A 19,068-nucleotide genomic window follows, 5' to 3' on the forward strand; every position below is an offset into this window, starting at 1 on the left:
GACCCCGGGAGGAGGAGACCAGCCCGGGGCCGCTGCTAGGGAGTGGGTCTACTAGGTTAGGTGTTCGCGTGGTCCTCCAGGTGCCGGCCCCGGCCGGCCCGAAGTTCGCGAACGTCGCCTTTTATCTCACTGACATCATCCCGGAGGGCGTCCAGCTTGGCGACTACTACCTGGTAACGGTCGGACCTGCCGTTGCCGCTCCGTCTCTATCCCCGGCTCGACGCTGGCGCCCCGGCGCCCATCGACATCCGCTCCTGGCGTACGACGAAGATCATGGATCAGCACGTCTTTCTCGAGATTCCCGACGAAGCCGAGATCGCGGTTGGCGATGTCATCGCCTTCGGCACTTCGCATCCCTGCCTGACCTTCGACAAGTGGCGACAGCTGCTGCTGGTCGACGACCGGTTGGCGGTGAAGGAGGTGATCGAGACCTGCTTCTGATGCCGGTGTCGCATTCGCCATTAAAAAAGTGGAAATGGTTTCCATAAATATTGACGCCCGGTCGTCGCTCGCTTAACTTGGCATCCATGAGCGGCGACGACGGGTGGGTCTCGTCGTCGGCGGCAACTCCCTGACAGGGTGAAACGCGCGCCGTGCCGATGCGTCGGTTCGGTACTCTCGCGGTTCATCTCCCGAGCGCTCTTCCGTCGGGATGAGACCTAACGAATCATTGACGGAAGTTTGTGGCGAGCCAATGGCTCGCCTTTTTTATATCCCGCCCATCGATGTCCTGCTCGCGCCGGGGCGGGCGCCATGAATTCGCGGGGAAGCATGAATTCGCGGGGAAGCATGAATTCGCAGGGAAATAAGGAGTAAAACACCGTTCGGTTGTTTCCTCGTCGTGGGTTAAGTCTAATGAAAAGCGCTGACGTCAATTCGACGTATGGCGCGTTTCGACTGCCACAAGAGGCCGACAGTGTGAATCATCAAGGACGAAAGCCCGCTCAGGGACATTCGCGGCGCCTGAGAGTGCTCATGGCAGCCAGCCTGGGCATCGCGGGCCTGACCTGCGCCGGCATGGCGCAGGCCCAACTCGAGGATTTCGAGGTCATGGACAACCCGGCGCAGGCGGAGAAGCCCTTCGAGGGAACCGCCGAGCTGGGCTACAACAAGATCAGCGGCAACAGCAACAGCGAGAGCCTGCGTGCCGGTGTCGACATGACCTGGTTCCGGCAGGCGTGGTCCTACAGCTTCAAGGCGGCTACCAAGAGCGCCAGCGACAACGACGAGACCTCGGCAGAGGAGTATCTGGTCGCCGGGCGGACGCGCTACAACCTCTCTACCTACAACTACCTGTTCGGTCTGGCCCGCTGGGACAAGGATCGCTTCTCCGGCTACGACTCCCAGTCGACCCTGGCCGGCGGTTACGGGCGCCAACTGCTGATCGGTCCGCCGCAGTCGCTGGCCGTGGAGATCGGCCCGGGGGTGCGTCACGACGAGTACGAAGATGGCGGCCACGACGATGTCGGCCTGCTCTATGCGGGGCTCGACTACGACTGGCAGTTCTCGGAGACCTCGAAGTTTTCGCAATCGCTGGCGGCCGAGGCCTCCGACGAGAACATCATCGGGCGCTCGGAAACCGCCTTGACGGTGGCGATGAACGACGCGCTGGCGCTCAAGGTCTCCTACGAGGTCGAGTTCAACGACAGCCCGCCGCCGGGAGCGTCCAGCCAGACCGATACCGCCACGGGGGTGTCGCTGGTCTACAACATGTGATCCGTCGGGCGAGAGACGCAGAACCAGAACGGGGCTTCGGCCCCGTTCTTCATGCCAGTGGGTGGGAGGGGCGCGATTCGCCTCAACTCTGGACCGAGATGACCGAGCCGCCGTCCACCCTCACGTTGCTGCCGTTGACGAACGAGGCGTGCTGCGACGCCAGCATGGCGATGACGAAGGCCACTTCGTCGGCTTCGCCCCGGCGTTTGGCGACGATTCCGGGGCGCTCCTCCTCCAGAAAGCTCTCGATCGCTTCCTCGAAGGTGCAGCCGAGCTGTTCGGCGCGCTGCTTCATCATGCCGTCGGTCATCGGCGAGGCGACGAAAGCCGGCGCAACCGTGTTGCACAGCACCCCTGAGGCGGCTTCCTTGTAGGAGAGATTCTTGACGAAGGTACCTAGCGCTGCCTTGGCGGTGTTGTAGACGGCCTCTTCCCAGTAGGGCTGAACGGTGTTTTCCGACGTCAGGCAGATGAAGCGCCCCCAGCCGCGGTCACGCATCGCCGGAATGGTCGCCCGCGCCACACGCACCGCCGAGAAGAAGTCGATCTGCCAGGCGTGTTCGTAATCGTCGTCGCTGAGTTCCAGCGGGTCGCCCTTGGCACCGGTGACGCCTGCGGCGTGGACGACGATATCGATCGCGCCGAAGCGTTCGACGCCCTGGCGAACCAGCGCGTCGACCTCGGCCTGGTCGGTGACGTCGGCGGCGACGCAGAGCGGGTCGCCGTCGATCTCGTCGGCGGCGCGGAACAGTGCGTCAGCGTCGAGATCGCTGAGCACCAGACTGACGCCCTCGGCGGCGAGACATCTGGCCGTGGCCAGGCCGATGCCGCCCTGAGCGCCCGTGATCAGCGCCGTTTTACCGCGAATCGCCAGATCCATGATCAAGCCTCCTTGCTTAATGCGGAATGGATGCGAAGGGTTACCGGGTTCGCGCCTCCAGCATGGTCGAGGTCACGGGTTCTCGCCAATCCGGCCCAGGGCGGTGCCGCCTTGCGGGGGTGGGCTCGAGGCGCAAGAATGGTGCCTCTGACGCCACATCTCGATTCCAAGCCGCGGGAAAAGCGGTGACATTCTGATTGCAGGGAACGCCATGAACTTCCGTTATCTCTCGACGGCGCTGTACCTCGGCGCCGCCATGCCCAGCGTCGTGCTGGCGCAGCCCACGTCGGCACCGTCTTCGCCCCGCGCGCAGGCACAGGCGCAGCCGGTGATCGAGGTCACCGCGCCGCGACTCTCCCGTGAGCTATACGCCACGCCGGCCGCCGTTTCGGTGGTCGAACGAGACGAGATCCAGCAGGGCCAGCAGCGGGTTCGCCTGGACGAGTCGCTGGTCACGGTGCCCGGCGTGTTCCTGCAGAACCGCGACAACTTCGCCCAGGGGCAGCGGGTCTCCATCCGTGGCTTCGGCGCGCGGGCGCCTTTCGGTGTGCGCGGGATCACCGTCGTCGTCGACGGCATTCCCTACACCCTGCCCGATGGTCAGGCCCAGCTCGACGCCATCGATCTCGACAGCGCCGAGCGTATCGAGGTGATCCGCGGTCCGGCCGCCGTCCAGTACGGTAACGCCGCCGGCGGTGTGATCAGTGTCACCACCGCCGATGGCAGCGATGACCCCGGTAGCCATATCCGCATGGAGGGCGGCAGCGACGGTTATCGCAAAGCCTCGGTCAGCAACGGCGGTGTCAACGGCCCGTGGTCGCACCATATCAGCGTGTCGGCGCTCAACGTCGATGGCTATCGCGACCACAGTTCGACCGAGAAGTACCTGCTCAATGCCAAGCTGCGCCGCGAGCTGGGTAGCGATCGCGCGCTGACGGCCATCGTCAACCTGCTCGACAACCCGCGCTCGGAAGATCCGGGGGGCTTGACCCGCGAGCAGGTGCATGAGGATCGACGTGGTACGGCAAATTCGAATTTTTATTCTCCGACGCGTATCGATTCGGGACAGGAAGTCGATCAGCAGGTGCTGGGTCTGCAGTACGAGGATCTGTCGGCCGGCCCCGGGGCGTTCTACCTCAAGGGGTTCTATCTCCAGCGCGATTTCGAACAGCAACTGCCCTATGTCGGTGATGACAACTTGCTTGGTTACGATCGTGACTATTACGGCGGCAGTGCCGAATATCATCAGACGCTGAGCCTGGACGGCATGCCGCTGCGCTATGTGGCCGGCATTGATCTGGCGCGTCAGGAAGACGATCGCTATCGCTATGGCGCAGATGTAGATGGCAACCGATTGGCCAAGTCAGGAGACGAGACCCAGACGGCCACCTCGGTCGGCACCTTCCTGCAGGGCGATCTCGATCTCACCGAGCGCTGGACGCTGTCGCTGGGCGGCCGTTACGACCGGGTCGATCTCGATATCGACGACGACTATCTCAGTGATGGCGACAACAGCGGCGACCGCACTTTCCATCAATGGAGCGGCTCGGCGGGGCTGAGCTACCGCTACCGTCGCCACCATCAGGTCTACGTCAATACCGGTACCGCCTACGAGACGCCGACCTTCTCCGAGTTCGCCAATCCCGCCGGCATCGGTGGTTTCAATCCGGATATCGAGCCGCAGAAGTCCTGGAATCGCGAGATCGGCCTGCGCGGCAACTTCGCCAATGGGCTCGACTACGACGTGGCGCTGTTCTCGGTGCGCGTCCGCGACGAACTGGTGCCCTACGAGGGCGATGACGGACGTACCTTCTACGAGAACGCCGGCGACAGCGATCGTGACGGCATCGAACTCGCCCTGGGCTGGCAGTTCGATCCGAGCTGGCGAATCGACAGCGCGCTGACGCTGGCCAGCTACGAGTTCGATAGTTACGAAGACCAGGCTGGGGATGATTTCGGTGGCAATCGCATCCCCGGACTGCCGGAGCAGACCTGGGTCAATCGGCTGACCTGGCAGGGGCTGGATCGGCGCTTCGCGGCGCTCGAGACGCAGTACGTCGGCGATATGGTGGCCGATAACGCCAACGACGTTCACGTCGGCGACTACTGGCTGGTCAACCTGCGCGGGGGTGATGGCTGGCGTCTCGGCGGCGATACCGTGCTCAAGCTCTACGGTGGCGTTCGCAACCTGTTCGATGTCGAGCATTACGCCAACGTGCGTATCAATTCCAGTAACGACCGCTATTTCGAGCCAGCGCCGGGGCGAACGGTCTATGCTGGTATCGGAGTCGACTTCTGACGCATCGCAGCCCGATGCCTCGAGGTGGAAAACACCAGAGCGGCGACGGCGTATCGCCGCCATCATCGATGATTCAAGGAACCGTTATGCGTACTTTCATCCCGTTTGTCGGAGCCCTGGTCTTGCTCTCCCTCGTCAGCGGCTGCACGTTCAACCGCTACAACGATGGCCAGCGCGAGGTGAAGCCTGGGGTGCCCCAGGAAGGGCCGACCAGTAATCCGGCGGACGCTTCCCGCGGTCAGAATGGCACTGGCGAACTGCCGTAGGCGGCGTTTTTTTCGAGACCTGACGCAACAAGCCGCCCGCGGGCGGCTTGTCGGTCGACGGCGCATCGGGGCGGCTATCAGGCCTGATAGTCGCTCTCGGAGTAGAGCACGCGCAGGCGCAGGGTGTGGTCGACCTGCTTGAGCGCCTCCAGCGCCTGCTTGCCGTAGGCCTTGTCGACGTCGATGACGACGTAGCCGACCTTGTCGTTGGTCTGCAGGAACTGACCGGCGATGTTGATGCCGTTCTCGGAGAGTACGCGGTTGATCTCGGAGAGTACGCCGGGCACGTTCTCGTGGATGTGCAGCAGGCGGTGCTTGTCCGGATGCGACGGCAGCGCCACTTCCGGGAAGTTGACCGAGGTGATGGTGGTGCCGTTGTCGGAGTAGGTCACCAGTTTCTCGGCGACCTCGATGCCGATGTTCTGCTGCGCCTCCAGGGTCGAACCGCCGATATGCGGGGTCAGGATCACGTTCTCGAGACCGCGCAGCGGCGAGGTGAACTCCTCGTCGGCACCCTTGGGCTCGACAGGGAAGACGTCGATCGCCGCGCCCAGCAGCTTGCCGCTCCTGAGCGCTTCCGCCAGCGCATCGATGTCCACCACCGAGCCGCGGGAGGCGTTGATCAGGATGCCGCCCTGCTTCATCAGCGCGATCTGCTCGGTGCCGATCATCCAGCGCGTGGAGGGCAGGTCCGGCACATGGAGAGTGATCACGTCGGCGCGGGCGAGCAGCTCTTCAAGGCTCCCCACCTGGCGTGCGTTGCCCATGGCCAGCTTGGTCACCACGTCGTAGTAGAGCACGTCGAAGCCGAGCCCTTCGGCGAGCACGGAGAGCTGAGCCCCGATGCTGCCGTAGCCGATGATCCCCAGCGTCTTGCCGCGCGCCTCGTGGGAGTTCTTGGCCGACTTGAGCCAGCCGCCCTGGTGGGCGCGGGCGTTCTTCTCGGGAATGCCGCGCAGCAGCATGATCGTCTCGGCCAGGACCAGCTCCGCCACCGAGCGGGTGTTGGAGTAGGGCGCATTGAACACCGGGATGGCGCGCCTGAGCGCCGCATCGAGATCGACCTGGTTGGTGCCGATGCAGAAACAGCCGACGGCGGTCAGCTTTTCCGCCGCGGCGAAGACCCGCTCGGTGAGCTGCGTCCGGGAGCGAATGCCGATGAAGTGCACGTCGCGGATCTTGTCGATCAGATCCTCTTCGGTCAGCGACGTGGAGAGCGTCTCGATACTGGTGTAACCCGCGTTCAGCAGCGTGTCCACGGCGGACTGATGAATGCCCTCGAGCAGGAGGATCTTGATCTTGCTCTTGTCCAGAGACGTCTTGGCCATTGGTGGATCAACCCTTCTTCATCGGCTTGTGGCGACGGTGGCATGACGAGCGGCGTCGCGTTCATGGGGAAGATCTGGCGAACCGGGGCGGGGAGCCCCCGCCTCGGCGGCGCCAGCGGGCGCATAGCTTAACACAGGCACCGCAGGGCAGGATGAAAATGACGCGGCTTCAACGTGAAGCGGGTGCATCCGCCAGGTGCGTCGCCCAGCCCTGAACGGGCGGCCACGAGGGCGCCGTGCCGGATTTGCCGCCGGGGGCAGACGTCCCCCCCGGGCGGCGGTGTATACTGGCAAGCCGTTTCCGAACTGGCGTGGCGTTATCCGGACGTTCGCGCCTCGATGAGAGCTCCCGGCATCATTGGGATGGCCGCGAGCGATGACACGAGAGCCCCATGCCCGACAAGATGGCTGACAAGGACGTTTCCCAGGACGACCCCAAGGACTTTGCCGCGACGCTGGATCGGCTCGAGACGCTCGTGGCCCAACTCGAATCCGGCGAACTGACGCTGGAGGCTTCGCTGAGCGCCTTCGAGCGCGGCATCCGCCTGACACGGGATGCCCAGCACCGCCTCGACAGCGCCGAACTCAAGGTCCAGGCCCTGCTCGAACAGGGCGACGGCAGCCTGCAGTCGGTGCCGTTCGAGACCCGGGAGCCGGACGATGAGCGCTGATCACCCCGGTGTCGCGGCGGGTATCGACGCGGCGCGGTCGCGCAGCGAGCACGTCTTGACCGGCTGGCTCAATCGCCAGAACGGCAGTTGCGCCACCCTCGACGATGCTCTCCGGTATAGCGTACTGGGGACCGGCAAGCGGCTGCGTCCGGTGCTGGTCTATCTCGCCGGCCGTGCGCTCGGGGCCGAGGACGACGCGCTGGATGCGCCGGCGGCGGCGATCGAGATGATCCATGCCTATTCACTGGTTCACGACGATCTGCCGGCGATGGACGACGACGACCTTCGTCGCGGCCGGCCGACGGTCCATCGCGCCTTCGACGAGCCGCTGGCCATTCTGGCCGGCGACGCGCTGCAGACGCTGGCGTTCGAGGCGCTCGCCTCCAGGCCGCATCCGCGTCTGGCGGCCCTGGTCACCACGCTCGCCCAGGCCGCCGGCCGGGATGGCATGGCGGCGGGGCAGGCGATCGATCTCGGTGCCGTCGGCGCACCGATGGATCTTGCGGCACTGCAAATGATGCACCAGCACAAGACCGGGGCGTTGATCCGTGCCGCCGTGCGCCTGGGGGCGCTGGTCGCGGTGGAGGAGTCCGATCCCAGAGTCGCGGCGCTGGATCGCTACGCCGCGGCGATGGGGCTGGCATTCCAGATTCACGACGACGTTCTCGACGTCACCGGCGACACCCGCACGCTGGGCAAGACCTCCGGCGCCGACGCGCGCCGCGACAAACCGACCTATCCTGCTCTTCTCGGTGTCGCGCAGGCTCGTGACCGCGCGCTCGACCTGCTCGACGAGGCGCTCGAGGCCCTGCAGCCGCTGGGCGAGGCAGGCCTGCCACTGGCGGCTCTGGCCCGTTTCATGATCGATCGCGATCACTGACCCGGTAACGACATTTTATGAAGCTGTTCGATGAAATCCCCACTCGGCGCCCGTTCACCCCGCTGCTCGACACCCTCGAGTCGCCGGCGGGCCTGCGCACGCTGTCGCTGACCCAACAGCGGCAGGTCGCCGACGAGCTGCGCGCCTACCTGCTGTACAGCGTAGGCTGCAGTGGCGGCCATTTCGGTGCCGGTCTCGGCGTCGTCGAATTGACCGTGGCGCTGCACCGCGCGCTGGAGACGCCTCACGATCGCTTGCTGTGGGATGTCGGCCATCAGGCCTATCCGCACAAGATCCTGACCGGGCGTCGCGAGGCGCTGGCGAGCATTCGCCAGTATGGCGGCCTGGCGGCGTTTCCGCGGCGCGAGGAGTCGCCGTTCGATACCTTCGGCGTCGGCCACTCGAGCACCTCGATCTCGGCGGCGCTGGGCATGGCGCTGAGCGCCCGGACCAAGGGCGAGAAGCGTCGCGTCTGCGCGGTGATCGGCGACGGCGCGCTGACGGCCGGGATGGCGTTCGAGGCGCTGGCCCACGCCGGCCACGTCAACGCCAACCTGCTGGTCGTGCTCAACGACAACGAGATGTCGATCTCGGAAAACGTCGGTGGCATGGCGAGTTATTTGACCCGGATTCTGACCAGCAAGCCTTATGCCGCCATGCGCGAGAACGGCAAGCGGGTCCTCTCGCACCTGCCCGGGGCGCTCGAGTTCGCGCGGCGCACCGAAGAGCATGTCAAGGGCATGATCAGCCCGGCGACGCTGTTCGAGGAGATGGGCTTCAACTATCTCGGCCCCATCGACGGTCACGATCTGGCGGCGCTGAATCAGGCGCTGGAAGCCGTGCGCGATCTTGACGGTCCGCAGTTCCTGCATATTCGTACCCGCAAGGGGCGTGGCTTTCGGCCGGCGGAAGCCGACCCGATCGGCTTCCATGCGATCACCAAGCTGGAAAAGGCGCCACCGAGGCCACCGGAAGTGGACGCCACCACGCCGCCGACTGCCGCGACGAGCGCAGCGGGATCGACAGCGGAGCCGAAACCGCGTTCGAAACCGAGAAAGTACTGCAACGTCTTCGGCGACTGGCTGTGTGACATGGCGGCCGAGGATCAAAGGTTGATCGGGATCACTCCGGCCATGCGCGAGGGCTCGGACCTGATCCGCTTCTCGCGGACCTATCCCGAGCGTTACTACGACGTGGCGATCGCCGAGCAGCATGCGGTGACGCTGGCGGCCGGCATGGCCTGCGAGGCGATGAAGCCGGTGGTCGCGATCTACTCGACCTTCCTGCAGCGCGGCTACGACCAGCTGATTCACGATGTCGCCGTCCAGCATCTCGATGTGACCTTTGCCATCGATCGCGCCGGTCTCGTCGGCGAGGATGGCCCGACGCACCATGGGGCACTGGATCTCTCCTATCTGCGCTGCGTGCCGGGCATGATCATTCTGGCGCCGGCGGACGAGGCCGAGTGCCGGGCGATGCTGTCGACCGCCTATCATCACGAGGGTCCTGCCGCCGTGCGCTATCCACGCGGGACCGGGCCCGGCAGCGAGATTCCGAGCGATCTCCACGCGCGCGTGGAGATCGGTAAGGCTGAACGCCGGCGCGAGGCTGGATCGACCATCGAAGCGGGCCAGCGCGTTGCGCTGCTGGCCTTCGGCAGCCTCAATACGCCGGCGGCCGAGGTGGCCGAGCATCTCGACGCGACGCACCTCAACATGCGCTCGGTGAAGCCGCTGGACCGGGAGGCGATCCTGGCCGCCGCACGGGATCACGATCTGCTGGTGACGCTGGAGGAGAACGTGGTGGCCGGCGGCGCGGGTAGCGGTGTCAACGAACTGCTGGCAGCGGAAGGCGTCGAGGTTCAGGTGCTCAACCTGGGGATTCCCGATGCCTTCGTCGAACATGGCAAGCCCGCCGAGCTACTGCGCGATTGCGGCCTGGATGCCACGGGAATCGAGGCCGCCATCCGTCAACGCTTGAACACCAACAACGACCGATAGGACTTTCATGTCAATTGCCATTCTGATCGGCGCCGTCATCGGCTATCTCTTCGGCAAGTTGCCGGGCCTTCTGATCGGTGCCGCCATCGGCTGGTGGATCAGCCGCAAGCTGCGCAGCTCGCTGGTGGGGCGCGTCGTCAACATCCAGCACCAGTTCCTGGAGTCGACCTTCGCGGTGATGGGTTGCGTGTGCAAGGTCGACGGCCATATCACCCAGGACGAGATCCGCACGGCGGAGATGCTGTTCGATCGCCTCAACCTGAGCGGGGAGATGCGCGAGCGGGCCAAGGCGGCCTTCAATCGCGGCAAGTCGCCGGAGTTCGACCTCGACGCCGAGGTGGAGACGGTCCGGCGCGTCACCGGCGGCCAGCGCGCGCTGCTGCAGGTGTTCCTGCAGGTGCAACTGGCGGCGATCGCCGCCGACGGCCAGATGCACCCCGCCGAGCACGACATGCTGCTTCGCGTGGCCCGGGGCCTCGGCTTCTCCGAAGCGGAGATCCAACAGATCGAGGCGATGTTGCGCGGCGGCGCCCATCAGGGAGCCGGCGGGGCGAGCAGCGGCCAGTCGCTGGAAGACGCCTACCGCGTGCTGGGCCTCTCCGAGGACGCCTCCGATGCCGAGCTCAAGCGCGCCTATCGCAAGCTGATGAGCGAGAACCATCCCGACAAGCTGGCCGGCAAAGGCTTGCCCGAGAGCATGCGCGAGATGGCCAAGGAGCGCACCAGCGAGATCAGCAACGCCTACGATCTGATCAAGAAGACGCGAGACCAGCGCGCAGGCTGAAGCCGTCTCGCAACGACCCCGGTCGCTATTGTCTCGTGGCAGCTAACACGCTTAGATAGAGGCTCGAACGCCGAGACTGCCACGACAAGGACGTGACTGGATGCCAGCGAAGGCCGATCTCTACCGCACCGCCGCCCGAATGCTGGGCACGATCGACAAGAGTGGATGGATATTGCGTTACCGCTACGGCGACCGCCGACTGCTCGAGGACGTGGTGTTGCCCGCGCTCGACCGCGACCCGGCAGTAGAGTCGCTGCTGCTCGTCGGGTGTGCCTGGTATACCCGCCACTATCCTGGGCTGCTGCCGCGCAAGCGGGTCATGACCATGGAGATCGATCCCGCCAAGGCGGCTTTTGGCGGTGACCCGCATATCGTGGCCAACATGACCGACATCACCGAGCATGTCGCGGCAGACAGCCTCGATGCGGTCATCTGCAACGGTGTGCTGGGGTGGGGTCTGGACGAGCCCGACGCGGTGGAAGCGGCGTTTGCCGGCGCCGTGACCTGCCTCAGGCCCGGCGGCCTGTTGCTGCTGGGCTGGAATGACATACCGCCGCGCAACGACTGCCCACCCCACACCATCGCCGCGCTGAACGGACTGGAAATCGCCGACATTCCCGGCCTCGACACCCATTCGTTGATCGCTCTCGAGCGCAACCAGCACTGCTATCAGGCTTATCGCAAGCCCGACGAAGGCTGATCAGCCTGCCTTCACGCCCGTCCAGAATACCGACCAGACGCCTTCGAACCGGCGTTCCAGTTCCGGCCTTTCGTACATGAAGGTTTCCGACAGCAGCCCGTCGATGACGCAGTAGAAGGCGGCGATGAAGTGATCGTCGGCCAGCGTCTCGCGCAGGGCGCCGGCTCGGTGCCCGGCCTGGACGAAGGCGAGCAGGCGCCGATCGATTCGTGACTCGCCCTGTTCGGTAATCGCCTCGGCCTCGGCGACGAGGTCGTGGGGAGGAAACAGCAGAAAGCGCTTGTAGAAAACGCCCTGATGCTCGCGATAGGCGAAGGTGGCGCACTGCTGCAGCAGGTGTCGCAGCCGCTGCTCGAACGGGGCGTCCGCCATCTCGGCCAGGCTGGCGTCGATCAGGGCGATCATGTCGTCGTCGGCATCGCGGGACAGCTCCAGGAACAGCGCTGCCTTGCTGTCGAAGTGATTGTAGATCGAGGGCTTCTTGATGCCCGCTGCGGAGGCGATCTGCGCCAGTGTCGTGGCTTCGTAGCCGTGGCGGGCGAATAGCGAGAGGCCGATCTGCTTGAGGCGGTCGCGGGTGTTCAAGAGGTCGTCTTCCAGTGGGATTGAGGGCGTAGCTTGCCAAGTTTGATAGGGCGAAATAAACTAACGACCGTTAGTTAGTCATTCTTTGCCGAGTGGTGCAAGTCATGATGCGACCGCAATGGATCATCCTGCCGCTGGCCGGCCTGGCCGAGGTCGGCTGGGCAGCCGGCCTGAAGCATGCCGAGAGCGTGCCTGACTGGCTGCTTACCGTCATGCTGGCGGTCACCAGCCTGTGGCTCGCTTCGCGGGCGGTGCGCTACATGCCTACCAGCACCGTCTATACGGTCTTCGTCGGCCTGGGCGCGGCGGGCACGGCCGTCGCCGACTGGCTGCTGTTCGGGGTGGCGTTTCACTGGCCGGTGTTGGCCTTCATCGCGCTGTTGCTGGCTGGCGTGATCGGATTGCAACGGGTGAGCGACTGATGGAACCGACCACACTGCACTGGATCGCGCTGCTGGTCTCGGGCGCTTTCGAAATCGTCGGCGTCGCCGGCTTCGACCGCCTCAATCGCGGCCAGCGCCTGCACGGCCTGCTGCTGCTCGTCGTCGGTTTCGGCAGCTCGCTGGGCCTGCTGTCGATCGCGATGCGCTCCATCGACATGGGCGTGGCCTACGCCATCTTCACCGGGATCGGCACCCTCGGCAGCACGCTGATGGGCATGCTGCTGTGGGGCGAATCGCGGCGTCCGCTGCGACTCGCCTTCGTGGGGATGATCGTCTCGGCGGTGGTGGGTCTGAAACTGGTGAGCTGATGAGTTCCTGATCGACAGCCCGCGCCGCAATCGTGACGTCACGGTTGGCGGTCTCGGCGCATGCCGCCTAGGCTGACAGGCCGCTGCTCACTCGTTCACGGGGTTCTTTCATGCCACCTGTCCTGCACACCATCGTCATCGGCGTCATCAGCTATTTGGTCCTGATCGCCATCATCCGGCTCTCCGGCAAGCGTACGCTGTCGAAATGGAACGCCTTCGATTTCGTGGTGACCATCGCGCTGGGCTCGACGCTGTCGACGGCACTGGTCTCCACGCAGGTATCGCTGGCGCAAAGCCTCACCGCCTTTCTGCTGATCGTCGTGCTGCAGTTCGCGATCACGTTCACCTCGGTGCGCTCCCGCGCGATCAAGAACCTGGTCAAGTCGCAACCGACGCTGCTGCTTTTCCAGGGGCGTTTTCAGCAGGCGACCATGACCCGGGAGCGTGTCGTCGAAGCCGAGGTGCGCGCGGCCATCCGCGAGAGCGGTATCGCCGACGTCGAGGGCGTCCATGCCGTGGTGCTGGAGACCGACGGCACTTTCAGCGTGATCCCGGACGCCGGCCGCAGCGACTCGGCGCTACAGGGGGTGGCGGGTCTGCCGTCTTCCCGGGGCTGACCGCAACCCGGGTATCCGCCGCGGCGCTCGGCTCAGCGAATCTCCTGTGTCGATGACGGCGAGGCCTCCGCTTCCAGGAAGCCGCCCGACTGACGCCGCCACAGCCGCGCGTAGAGACCGTTCTGGCGAATCAATTCGGCATGGCTGCCCTGTTCGACGATACGCCCGCGCTCCATGACGACGAGCCGGTCCATCGCCGCAATGGTGGAGAGGCGATGCGCGATGGCGATCACCGTCTTGCCCTGCATCAGCTGGTCGAGGTTCTCCTGGATCGCCGCCTCGACATCGGAGTCCAGCGCCGAGGTGGCTTCGTCGAGGATCAGGATCGGGGCATCCTTGAGCATCACCCGGGCGATGGCGAGACGCTGGCGCTGGCCGCCGGAGAGCTTGACCCCGCGCTCGCCGACATGGGCCTCGAAGCCCTCGCGACCGTGGACGTCGCGCAGCGACTCGATGAAGTCCGAGACATGGGCCTGCTTCGCCGCCTGCCATGCCATCTCGTCGGTGGCGTCGGGGCGGCCGTAGAGCAGGTTGTCGCGCACCGAACGGTGCAGCAGCGAGGTATCCTGCGTCACCATGCCGATCCGTGCGCGCAGGCTCTCCTGGGTCACGTCGGCGATGTTCTGGCCATCGATGCGAATCGCGCCGCCTTCCAGCTCGAAAAAGCGCAGCAGCAGGTTGACCAGGGTCGACTTGCCGGCGCCGCTCGGACCGATCAGGCCGATCTTCTCGCCGGGCCGAATGGTCAGCGACAGGTCGTCGATCACGCCGCCGCCCTTGCCGTAGTGGAAGCGGATATGGTCGAACGCGATCTCGCCGCGATCGATGGCGAGCGGCCTGGCATCGGGGGCGTCCTCGATCTGGCGCGGCAGCGACAGCGTCGCCATGCCGTCCTGCACCGTGCCGATGTTCTCGAACAGGCCCGACACTTCCCACATGATCCACTGCGACATGCCCCACAGCCGCATCACCAGTCCCAGCGCCACGGCGACGGCGCCCACGCTGATCGCTTCCCCCAGCCACAGCGCGATGGACAGCCAGCCGACGCTGAACAGCAGTAGCGCATTGAGCAGGTAGAGCATCCCGTAGAGCCCTGTCACCAGCCGCATCTGGCGATAGACGGTGACCAGGAAGCCGTGCATGCCTTCCTTGGCGAACGAGGCCTCCCGCTGGGCGTGGGAAAACAGCTTGACGGTCTGGATGTTGCTGTAGCTGTCGACGATGCGCCCCGTCATGCGCGAACGGGCGTCGGCCTGGGATTTCGACACCCGGCCCATGATCGGCACGAACACCCGCAGCAGCACCAGGTAGCCGGCCAGCCACACCACCAGCGGCATCGCCAGGCGCCAGTCGGCATTGCCCACCAGCAGCAGCGTGCCCAGGAAATAGACGCTGACGTAGTTGAGCACGTCGAACAGCTTGATCACGCATTCGCGCACGGCCAGCGAGGTCTGCATCACCTTGGTGGCGATGCGTCCGGCGAACTCGTCCTGATAGAAATGCATCGACTGGCGCAGCAGGTAGCGATGCGCCTGCCAGCGGATGCGCATGGGGAAGTTGCCCATCATCGTCTGCTGCTGGAACAGCGAGTGCAGCCACACCAGGCCGGGCAGCAGGATCAGTACGACGAAGGCCATGCCGGCCAGTTTCCAGCCCTGGTTGGCGAGAAACGTTTCGCGATCCTGGGCGGCAAGCCAGTCGACGATGTTGCCGAGAAAGCCGAACATCCACACTTCGATGCCGGCGATCAGTGCCATCAGCGCCGTCGCCGTCAGCAGGTACGGCCAGGCACCGCGGGTGTAGTGGAGGCAGAAGGCGACCAGAGTCTCGGGTGGGCGCTGGGGCTCCTGCGGCGGAAAGGGGTCGAGGCGGTTTTCGAACCAGCGAAACATGGCAATCCTGGAGTCTTGTTGCATGATCGGGGCGACGACACGCGGGCACTGGCGATCAGTCGCTCGGGTGCGGCGGTAAAGCGGTGATTGTACGCCGGTTCGGTTATCCCGGAGTCATCGATTGGCGCCAGCCGCGGACGGGAAAACTGCCGGACGCGGGAGGACCTCGGCGGCTGGCGGCGCTCGTCGGCGGTCGAGCGCTGCTCGGGCTCGGATCGAAGGTGTCGGATGGCATGGCGGCGATCTCTTGCGGGGATATGGGAATTTCTGCACTCTAATTCCTCAAGCAAGCTTGAGGTCAAGCGCGGAACATGACGACGAAGATGCCGCGGAGGGGGTCGCTCTCCGCCACCAAACAGGCTTTGAGCGTCGGCGATGTGGCCCGGCGCAGCGGCGTGGCGGTATCGACGCTGCACTTCTACGAAACCAAGGGGCTGATCCAAAGCTGGCGCAATGCCGGTAATCAGCGGCGTTACACCCGGGACGTATTGCGCCGTGTGGCCGTGATCAAGATCGCCCAGCGCACCGGGGTACCGCTGACGGAGATCCGCGAAGCACTGGCGGCGCTGCCCGACTCGCGCACGCCGACGGCGGCGGACTGGCGGCGATTGTCGCAACGCTGGCGGGTGGCGCTGGATACGCGCATCGCCCATCTCACCCAGCTGCGCGACCAGCTCGACGGCTGCATCGGCTGCGGCTGCCTGTCGCTGTCGCAGTGTCCGCTGCGCAACCCGGGCGACGTGCTGGGCGGCGACGGCGAGGGGGCGCAGCGGTTGGAGCGATGACGCCGGCAACCGGGCTCAGGTCTCGAACGGCAGCACCGCGGTGTAGACGGCCAGGAAGTGACAGACGCTACCGCCGATTACGAACAGGTGCCAGATCGCGTGATGGAACGGAATCGCCCGGATGGCGTAGAAGATCACGCCCACGGTGTAGGTGATGCCGCCAGCCACCAGCAGGGCAAGGCCGGTGGGGGATAGCTGTGCGGTGAGGCTGTCGGAGGCGATCAGGATCAGCCAGCCCATGATCAGGTAGATGAACACGCGCAGTATGCCGAACCGATGGGGCCAGATCAGACGCAGCGCGATACCGCCGAGCGCCAGGCTCCAGATGACGGCGAACAGCGCCCAGCCCATCGGCCCGCGCAGGTTGACCAGCAGGAATGGCGTGTAGGTACCGGCGATCAGCAGGTAGATGGCGCAGTGATCGAAGGCCTGGAAGACGCGTTTCAGGCGCTGGCCGCGAAAGCCGTGATAGAGGGTCGAGGCGGTGTAGAGCAGCAGCAGGCAGCTGCCGTAGAGCGAGACGCTGACGATCTTCCAGGGGTCGACGTGGGCGGCGATGCTGGCGAGCACGATCAACACGATCATGCCGACGAGACTCAGTGCCGCGCCGATGCCGTGGCTGATGCTGTGCAGCCACTCCTCGAGGCGGGTGAACTCGCCGGATTCAGGGTGACTGGAGGGTTCTGGCGGCAGATCTGACATGATTTTCGAAACCTCACTGCAATCGAGGCGGCTGCCGCCACGGCGGCAGAATTCGGAAAGCTGTCTTCTGTGACTGAATCGAGACATCGGGGTTCAGTCTGTGCGGCCATGATGACGCCGATGTGACGCCGGTAGAAGTCCGGCCGCGAGGAGCGGTCGCTCAGGCGTCGCGCTCGATATCCACGTCGCTGGCGGGCGTGAAATCGTCGAGATCCATCATGTGATCGAGCTTGCCGACCTTGGTGGTCAGGTAGTGCTCGTTGAACGGATTGCGACCGGTGGTGATCGGCAGGCGTTCGTGGATCTCGACGCCATCCTGGCTCAGCGCCTCGACCTTGCGCGGGTTGTTGGTCATCAGCCGCAGCGACCGGATGCCAAGGTGTTCCAGCATCGGCACGCAGATATCGTAGCGGCGCTGGTCGGCACCGAAACCCAGGCGCTCGTTGGCTTCGACGGTGTCGGCGCCATCGTCCTGCAGCGCATAGGCACGGATCTTGTTGAGCAGGCCGATACCGCGGCCTTCCTGGCGCAGATAGAGCAGGGCGCCGCGCCCCTCGTCGGCGATCCGCTTGAGCGCTTCCTGGAGCTGATAGCCGCAGTCGCAGCGCATCGAGAACAGGGCGTCGCCGGTCAGGCATTCGGAGTGCACCCGCGCAAGGACCGGTGTCGGCGTGGTGACGTCGCCAAGGGTGAGCACGACGTGCTCCTTGCCGGTGGCCTCTTCCTGGAAGCCGTGCAGCATGAACGTCGCCCAGGGGGTGGGTAGTTGCGATGCGGCGATGAAGCGGATCGTCACGATGACCTCGCGATTGGGAGGGGCTCCGGCGTCGAATGCCGGCCGAGAGCGCCGGGCAATTAAAAGGGCGGCATTATAACAGGCCTGGCGGCCGATCCGTTACAATGCCGGCAAATCTCGAACGCAAAAGGCCGTCATGACTCTGTCCCGTGATCTCCCGTCGCAGGCGCTTTCCGACGATGTCCAGCCGCCTGCGCTGCATAACGACCGCCTGCTGCGGGCGCTGGCCCGCCAACCGGTGGACCGCACGCCGGTCTGGATGATGCGACAGGCGGGCCGCTACCTGCCGGAGTATCGCCAGACCCGGGCCCACGCCGGCAGTTTCATGGATCTGTGTCGCAACGCCGAGCTGGCCTGCGAAGTGACGCTCCAGCCTCTCGAACGTTATCCGCTGGACGCGGCGATTCTGTTCTCGGATATCCTGACCATCCCGGACGCCATGGGGCTCGGGCTCTATTTCGAGACCGGCGAAGGGCCCAAGTTCCGCAAGACGGTGCGCTCCGCTGCCGACGTGGCTGCCCTGAGCGCGCCGTCGGCCGAGCGCGATCTCGACTACGTGATGAACGCCGTCGCCACGATCCGTCGCGAGCTCAACGGCCGCGTACCGCTGATCGGCTTCTCCGGCAGTCCATGGACACTGGCGACCTACATGGTCGAAGGCGGCTCCAGCAAGGATTTCCGCCATCTCAAGGCGATGCTCTACGGCGATCCCGACACGCTCCATGCCTTGCTGGGCGTACTGGCCACGGCAGTGACCGACTATCTCAACGCCCAGATCCGCGCCGGTGCCCAGGTGGTGCAGATCTTCGATACCTGGGGGGGCGCCCTGTCGACGCCAGCGTACCGCGAATTCTCCCTGGCCTACATGCAGCGCATCGTCGATGGCCTGATCCGGGAGCACGACGGCCGCCGCGTGCCGGTGATCCTGTTCACCAAGAACGGCGGGCAGTGGCTCGAGTCGATCGCCGACAGCGGCTGTGACGCGGTGGGCCTGGACTGGACCACCGAGCTGAGCGACGCCCGCCGGCGCGTCGGCGACCGTGTGGCGTTGCAGGGCAATCTCGACCCCAACGTGCTGTTCGCGCCGCCGTCGCGGATCCGCGAGGAGGTCGCCCGCATCCTCGAGAGCTTCGGTCCGGGCGAGGGCCACGTCTTCAACCTGGGACACGGCATCAGCCAGTTCACCGATCCGGATCACGTCACCGCGTTCATGGACGCCCTGCATGAGCTCAGCCCCGCCTATCATCGCTGAGTCCACCGGCTGCGAGGCCGGGGACGGCCTGCTGCTGTTCGATGCCGACTGCCCGTTCTGCCGGCGCTCGGTACGCTGGCTGCTGGCTCGCGAGCGCCCGGACAGCCGGCTGCGCATCGCCGGGCTGAAGCGCTGCGTGTGACACATCATCGCCACCTTCCCTG

The 19,068-nt window shown here is 65.3% G+C and carries 21 protein-coding genes; 15 read left to right on the forward strand and 6 right to left on the reverse strand.

Annotation, left to right across the window (positions count from 1 at the left end; all coding sequences use genetic code 11):
* Positions 1–192 precede the first annotated feature (192 nt).
* Together AC3AYF_RS04630 and AC3AYF_RS04635 are read left to right on the forward strand one after the other, a co-directional pair.
* Positions 193–441, forward strand: a complete 249-nt coding sequence (locus AC3AYF_RS04630; RefSeq protein ID WP_295036211.1) for a hypothetical protein — start codon at positions 193–195, stop codon at positions 439–441.
* 534 nt (positions 442–975) lie between these two features.
* Positions 976–1,716 carry a DUF481 domain-containing protein gene (locus AC3AYF_RS04635; RefSeq protein ID WP_295036212.1) on the forward strand — a complete coding sequence of 247 codons (741 nt, stop codon included), beginning with the start codon at positions 976–978 and terminating at the stop codon, positions 1,714–1,716.
* Between the two features lie 82 nt (positions 1,717–1,798).
* Here the strand turns inward: AC3AYF_RS04635 and AC3AYF_RS04640 are convergent, their stop codons facing one another.
* Positions 1,799–2,596 (reverse strand): SDR family NAD(P)-dependent oxidoreductase, encoded by a 798-nt coding sequence (locus tag AC3AYF_RS04640; protein WP_295036213.1) that lies wholly within the window; start codon positions 2,594–2,596, stop codon positions 1,799–1,801.
* A gap of 211 nt (positions 2,597–2,807) precedes the next feature.
* Here AC3AYF_RS04640 and AC3AYF_RS04645 point away from each other — a divergent pair, with 211 nt between their 5' ends.
* Both AC3AYF_RS04645 and AC3AYF_RS04650 read left to right on the forward strand, forming a co-directional pair.
* Positions 2,808–4,895: a TonB-dependent receptor family protein gene (locus AC3AYF_RS04645; RefSeq protein ID WP_295036214.1), complete on the forward strand. Its 2,088-nt coding sequence runs from the start codon at positions 2,808–2,810 to the stop codon at positions 4,893–4,895.
* Between the two features lie 86 nt (positions 4,896–4,981).
* Positions 4,982–5,161 (forward strand): hypothetical protein, encoded by a 180-nt coding sequence (locus AC3AYF_RS04650; protein WP_149436131.1) that lies wholly within the window; start codon positions 4,982–4,984, stop codon positions 5,159–5,161.
* Positions 5,162–5,238: 77 nt separating this feature from the next.
* On the opposite strand, the gene serA is transcribed toward AC3AYF_RS04650, so the two are convergent.
* Entirely contained in the window at positions 5,239–6,489 is a 1,251-nt protein-coding gene (gene serA / locus AC3AYF_RS04655) for a phosphoglycerate dehydrogenase (protein ID WP_295036215.1), read from the reverse strand.
* A gap of 392 nt (positions 6,490–6,881) precedes the next feature.
* On the opposite strand from serA, the gene AC3AYF_RS04660 reads away from it, so the two are divergent.
* The 5 genes from AC3AYF_RS04660 to AC3AYF_RS04680 all read left to right on the forward strand — a co-directional run bounded on the left by AC3AYF_RS04660 (position 6,882) and on the right by AC3AYF_RS04680 (position 11,524).
* Positions 6,882–7,160, forward strand: a complete 279-nt coding sequence (locus tag AC3AYF_RS04660) for an exodeoxyribonuclease VII small subunit (protein WP_295036216.1) — start codon at positions 6,882–6,884, stop codon at positions 7,158–7,160.
* Complete coding sequence (locus AC3AYF_RS04665) at positions 7,150–8,040, forward strand: farnesyl diphosphate synthase (protein ID WP_295036217.1); 891 nt, start codon at positions 7,150–7,152, stop codon at positions 8,038–8,040. The genes AC3AYF_RS04660 and AC3AYF_RS04665 overlap by 11 nt, the downstream gene beginning before the upstream one ends.
* Before the next feature lie 17 nt (positions 8,041–8,057).
* A complete protein-coding gene (gene dxs, locus AC3AYF_RS04670; RefSeq protein ID WP_295036218.1) occupies positions 8,058–10,040 on the forward strand; it encodes a 1-deoxy-D-xylulose-5-phosphate synthase in 1,983 nt (660 codons plus the stop codon).
* 7 nt (positions 10,041–10,047) lie between these two features.
* A complete protein-coding gene (gene djlA, locus AC3AYF_RS04675; RefSeq protein ID WP_295036219.1) occupies positions 10,048–10,824 on the forward strand; it encodes a co-chaperone DjlA in 777 nt (258 codons plus the stop codon).
* A 100-nt stretch (positions 10,825–10,924) separates the two neighbouring features.
* Positions 10,925–11,524: a methyltransferase domain-containing protein gene (locus AC3AYF_RS04680; RefSeq protein ID WP_295036220.1), complete on the forward strand. Its 600-nt coding sequence runs from the start codon at positions 10,925–10,927 to the stop codon at positions 11,522–11,524.
* On the opposite strand, the gene AC3AYF_RS04685 is transcribed toward AC3AYF_RS04680, so the two are convergent.
* Positions 11,525–12,109, reverse strand: coding sequence for a TetR/AcrR family transcriptional regulator (locus AC3AYF_RS04685; protein WP_295036221.1), 585 nt, complete (start codon positions 12,107–12,109; stop codon positions 11,525–11,527).
* A gap of 104 nt (positions 12,110–12,213) precedes the next feature.
* Between AC3AYF_RS04685 and AC3AYF_RS04690 the strand changes: the two genes are divergently transcribed.
* From AC3AYF_RS04690 to AC3AYF_RS04700, 3 genes are all read left to right on the forward strand, one after another.
* Entirely contained in the window at positions 12,214–12,531 is a 318-nt protein-coding gene (locus tag AC3AYF_RS04690) for a DMT family transporter (protein WP_295036222.1), read from the forward strand.
* Entirely contained in the window at positions 12,531–12,860 is a 330-nt protein-coding gene (locus AC3AYF_RS04695) for a DMT family transporter (RefSeq protein WP_198655632.1), read from the forward strand. The genes AC3AYF_RS04690 and AC3AYF_RS04695 overlap by 1 nt, the downstream gene beginning before the upstream one ends.
* Positions 12,861–12,970: 110 nt before the next feature.
* Positions 12,971–13,477, forward strand: a complete 507-nt coding sequence (locus tag AC3AYF_RS04700) for a DUF421 domain-containing protein (protein WP_295036223.1) — start codon at positions 12,971–12,973, stop codon at positions 13,475–13,477.
* Between the two features lie 32 nt (positions 13,478–13,509).
* On the opposite strand, the gene AC3AYF_RS04705 is transcribed toward AC3AYF_RS04700, so the two are convergent.
* Complete coding sequence (locus AC3AYF_RS04705) at positions 13,510–15,369, reverse strand: ABC transporter ATP-binding protein (protein WP_295036224.1); 1,860 nt, start codon at positions 15,367–15,369, stop codon at positions 13,510–13,512.
* A 311-nt stretch (positions 15,370–15,680) separates the two neighbouring features.
* Between AC3AYF_RS04705 and soxR the strand changes: the two genes are divergently transcribed.
* Positions 15,681–16,154 (forward strand): redox-sensitive transcriptional activator SoxR, encoded by a 474-nt coding sequence (gene soxR / locus AC3AYF_RS04710; RefSeq protein ID WP_295036225.1) that lies wholly within the window; start codon positions 15,681–15,683, stop codon positions 16,152–16,154.
* Between the two features lie 15 nt (positions 16,155–16,169).
* Here soxR and trhA read toward each other — a convergent pair whose 3' ends face one another.
* Positions 16,170–16,856: a PAQR family membrane homeostasis protein TrhA gene (gene trhA / locus AC3AYF_RS04715; RefSeq protein WP_295036226.1), complete on the reverse strand. Its 687-nt coding sequence runs from the start codon at positions 16,854–16,856 to the stop codon at positions 16,170–16,172.
* A gap of 160 nt (positions 16,857–17,016) precedes the next feature.
* Positions 17,017–17,652 carry a GTP cyclohydrolase II gene (ribA, locus tag AC3AYF_RS04720; RefSeq protein ID WP_149436218.1) on the reverse strand — a complete coding sequence of 212 codons (636 nt, stop codon included), beginning with the start codon at positions 17,650–17,652 and terminating at the stop codon, positions 17,017–17,019.
* A gap of 136 nt (positions 17,653–17,788) precedes the next feature.
* Here ribA and hemE point away from each other — a divergent pair, with 136 nt between their 5' ends.
* A complete protein-coding gene (gene hemE / locus AC3AYF_RS04725) occupies positions 17,789–18,904 on the forward strand; it encodes a uroporphyrinogen decarboxylase (protein WP_295036227.1) in 1,116 nt (371 codons plus the stop codon).
* Positions 18,876–19,046 (forward strand): hypothetical protein, encoded by a 171-nt coding sequence (locus tag AC3AYF_RS04730; RefSeq protein WP_487779451.1) that lies wholly within the window; start codon positions 18,876–18,878, stop codon positions 19,044–19,046. Before hemE ends, AC3AYF_RS04730 begins: the two co-directional genes overlap by 29 nt.
* Positions 19,047–19,068: the final 22 nt, after the last annotated feature.

Source organism: Salinicola sp. (genome assembly GCF_982684285.1).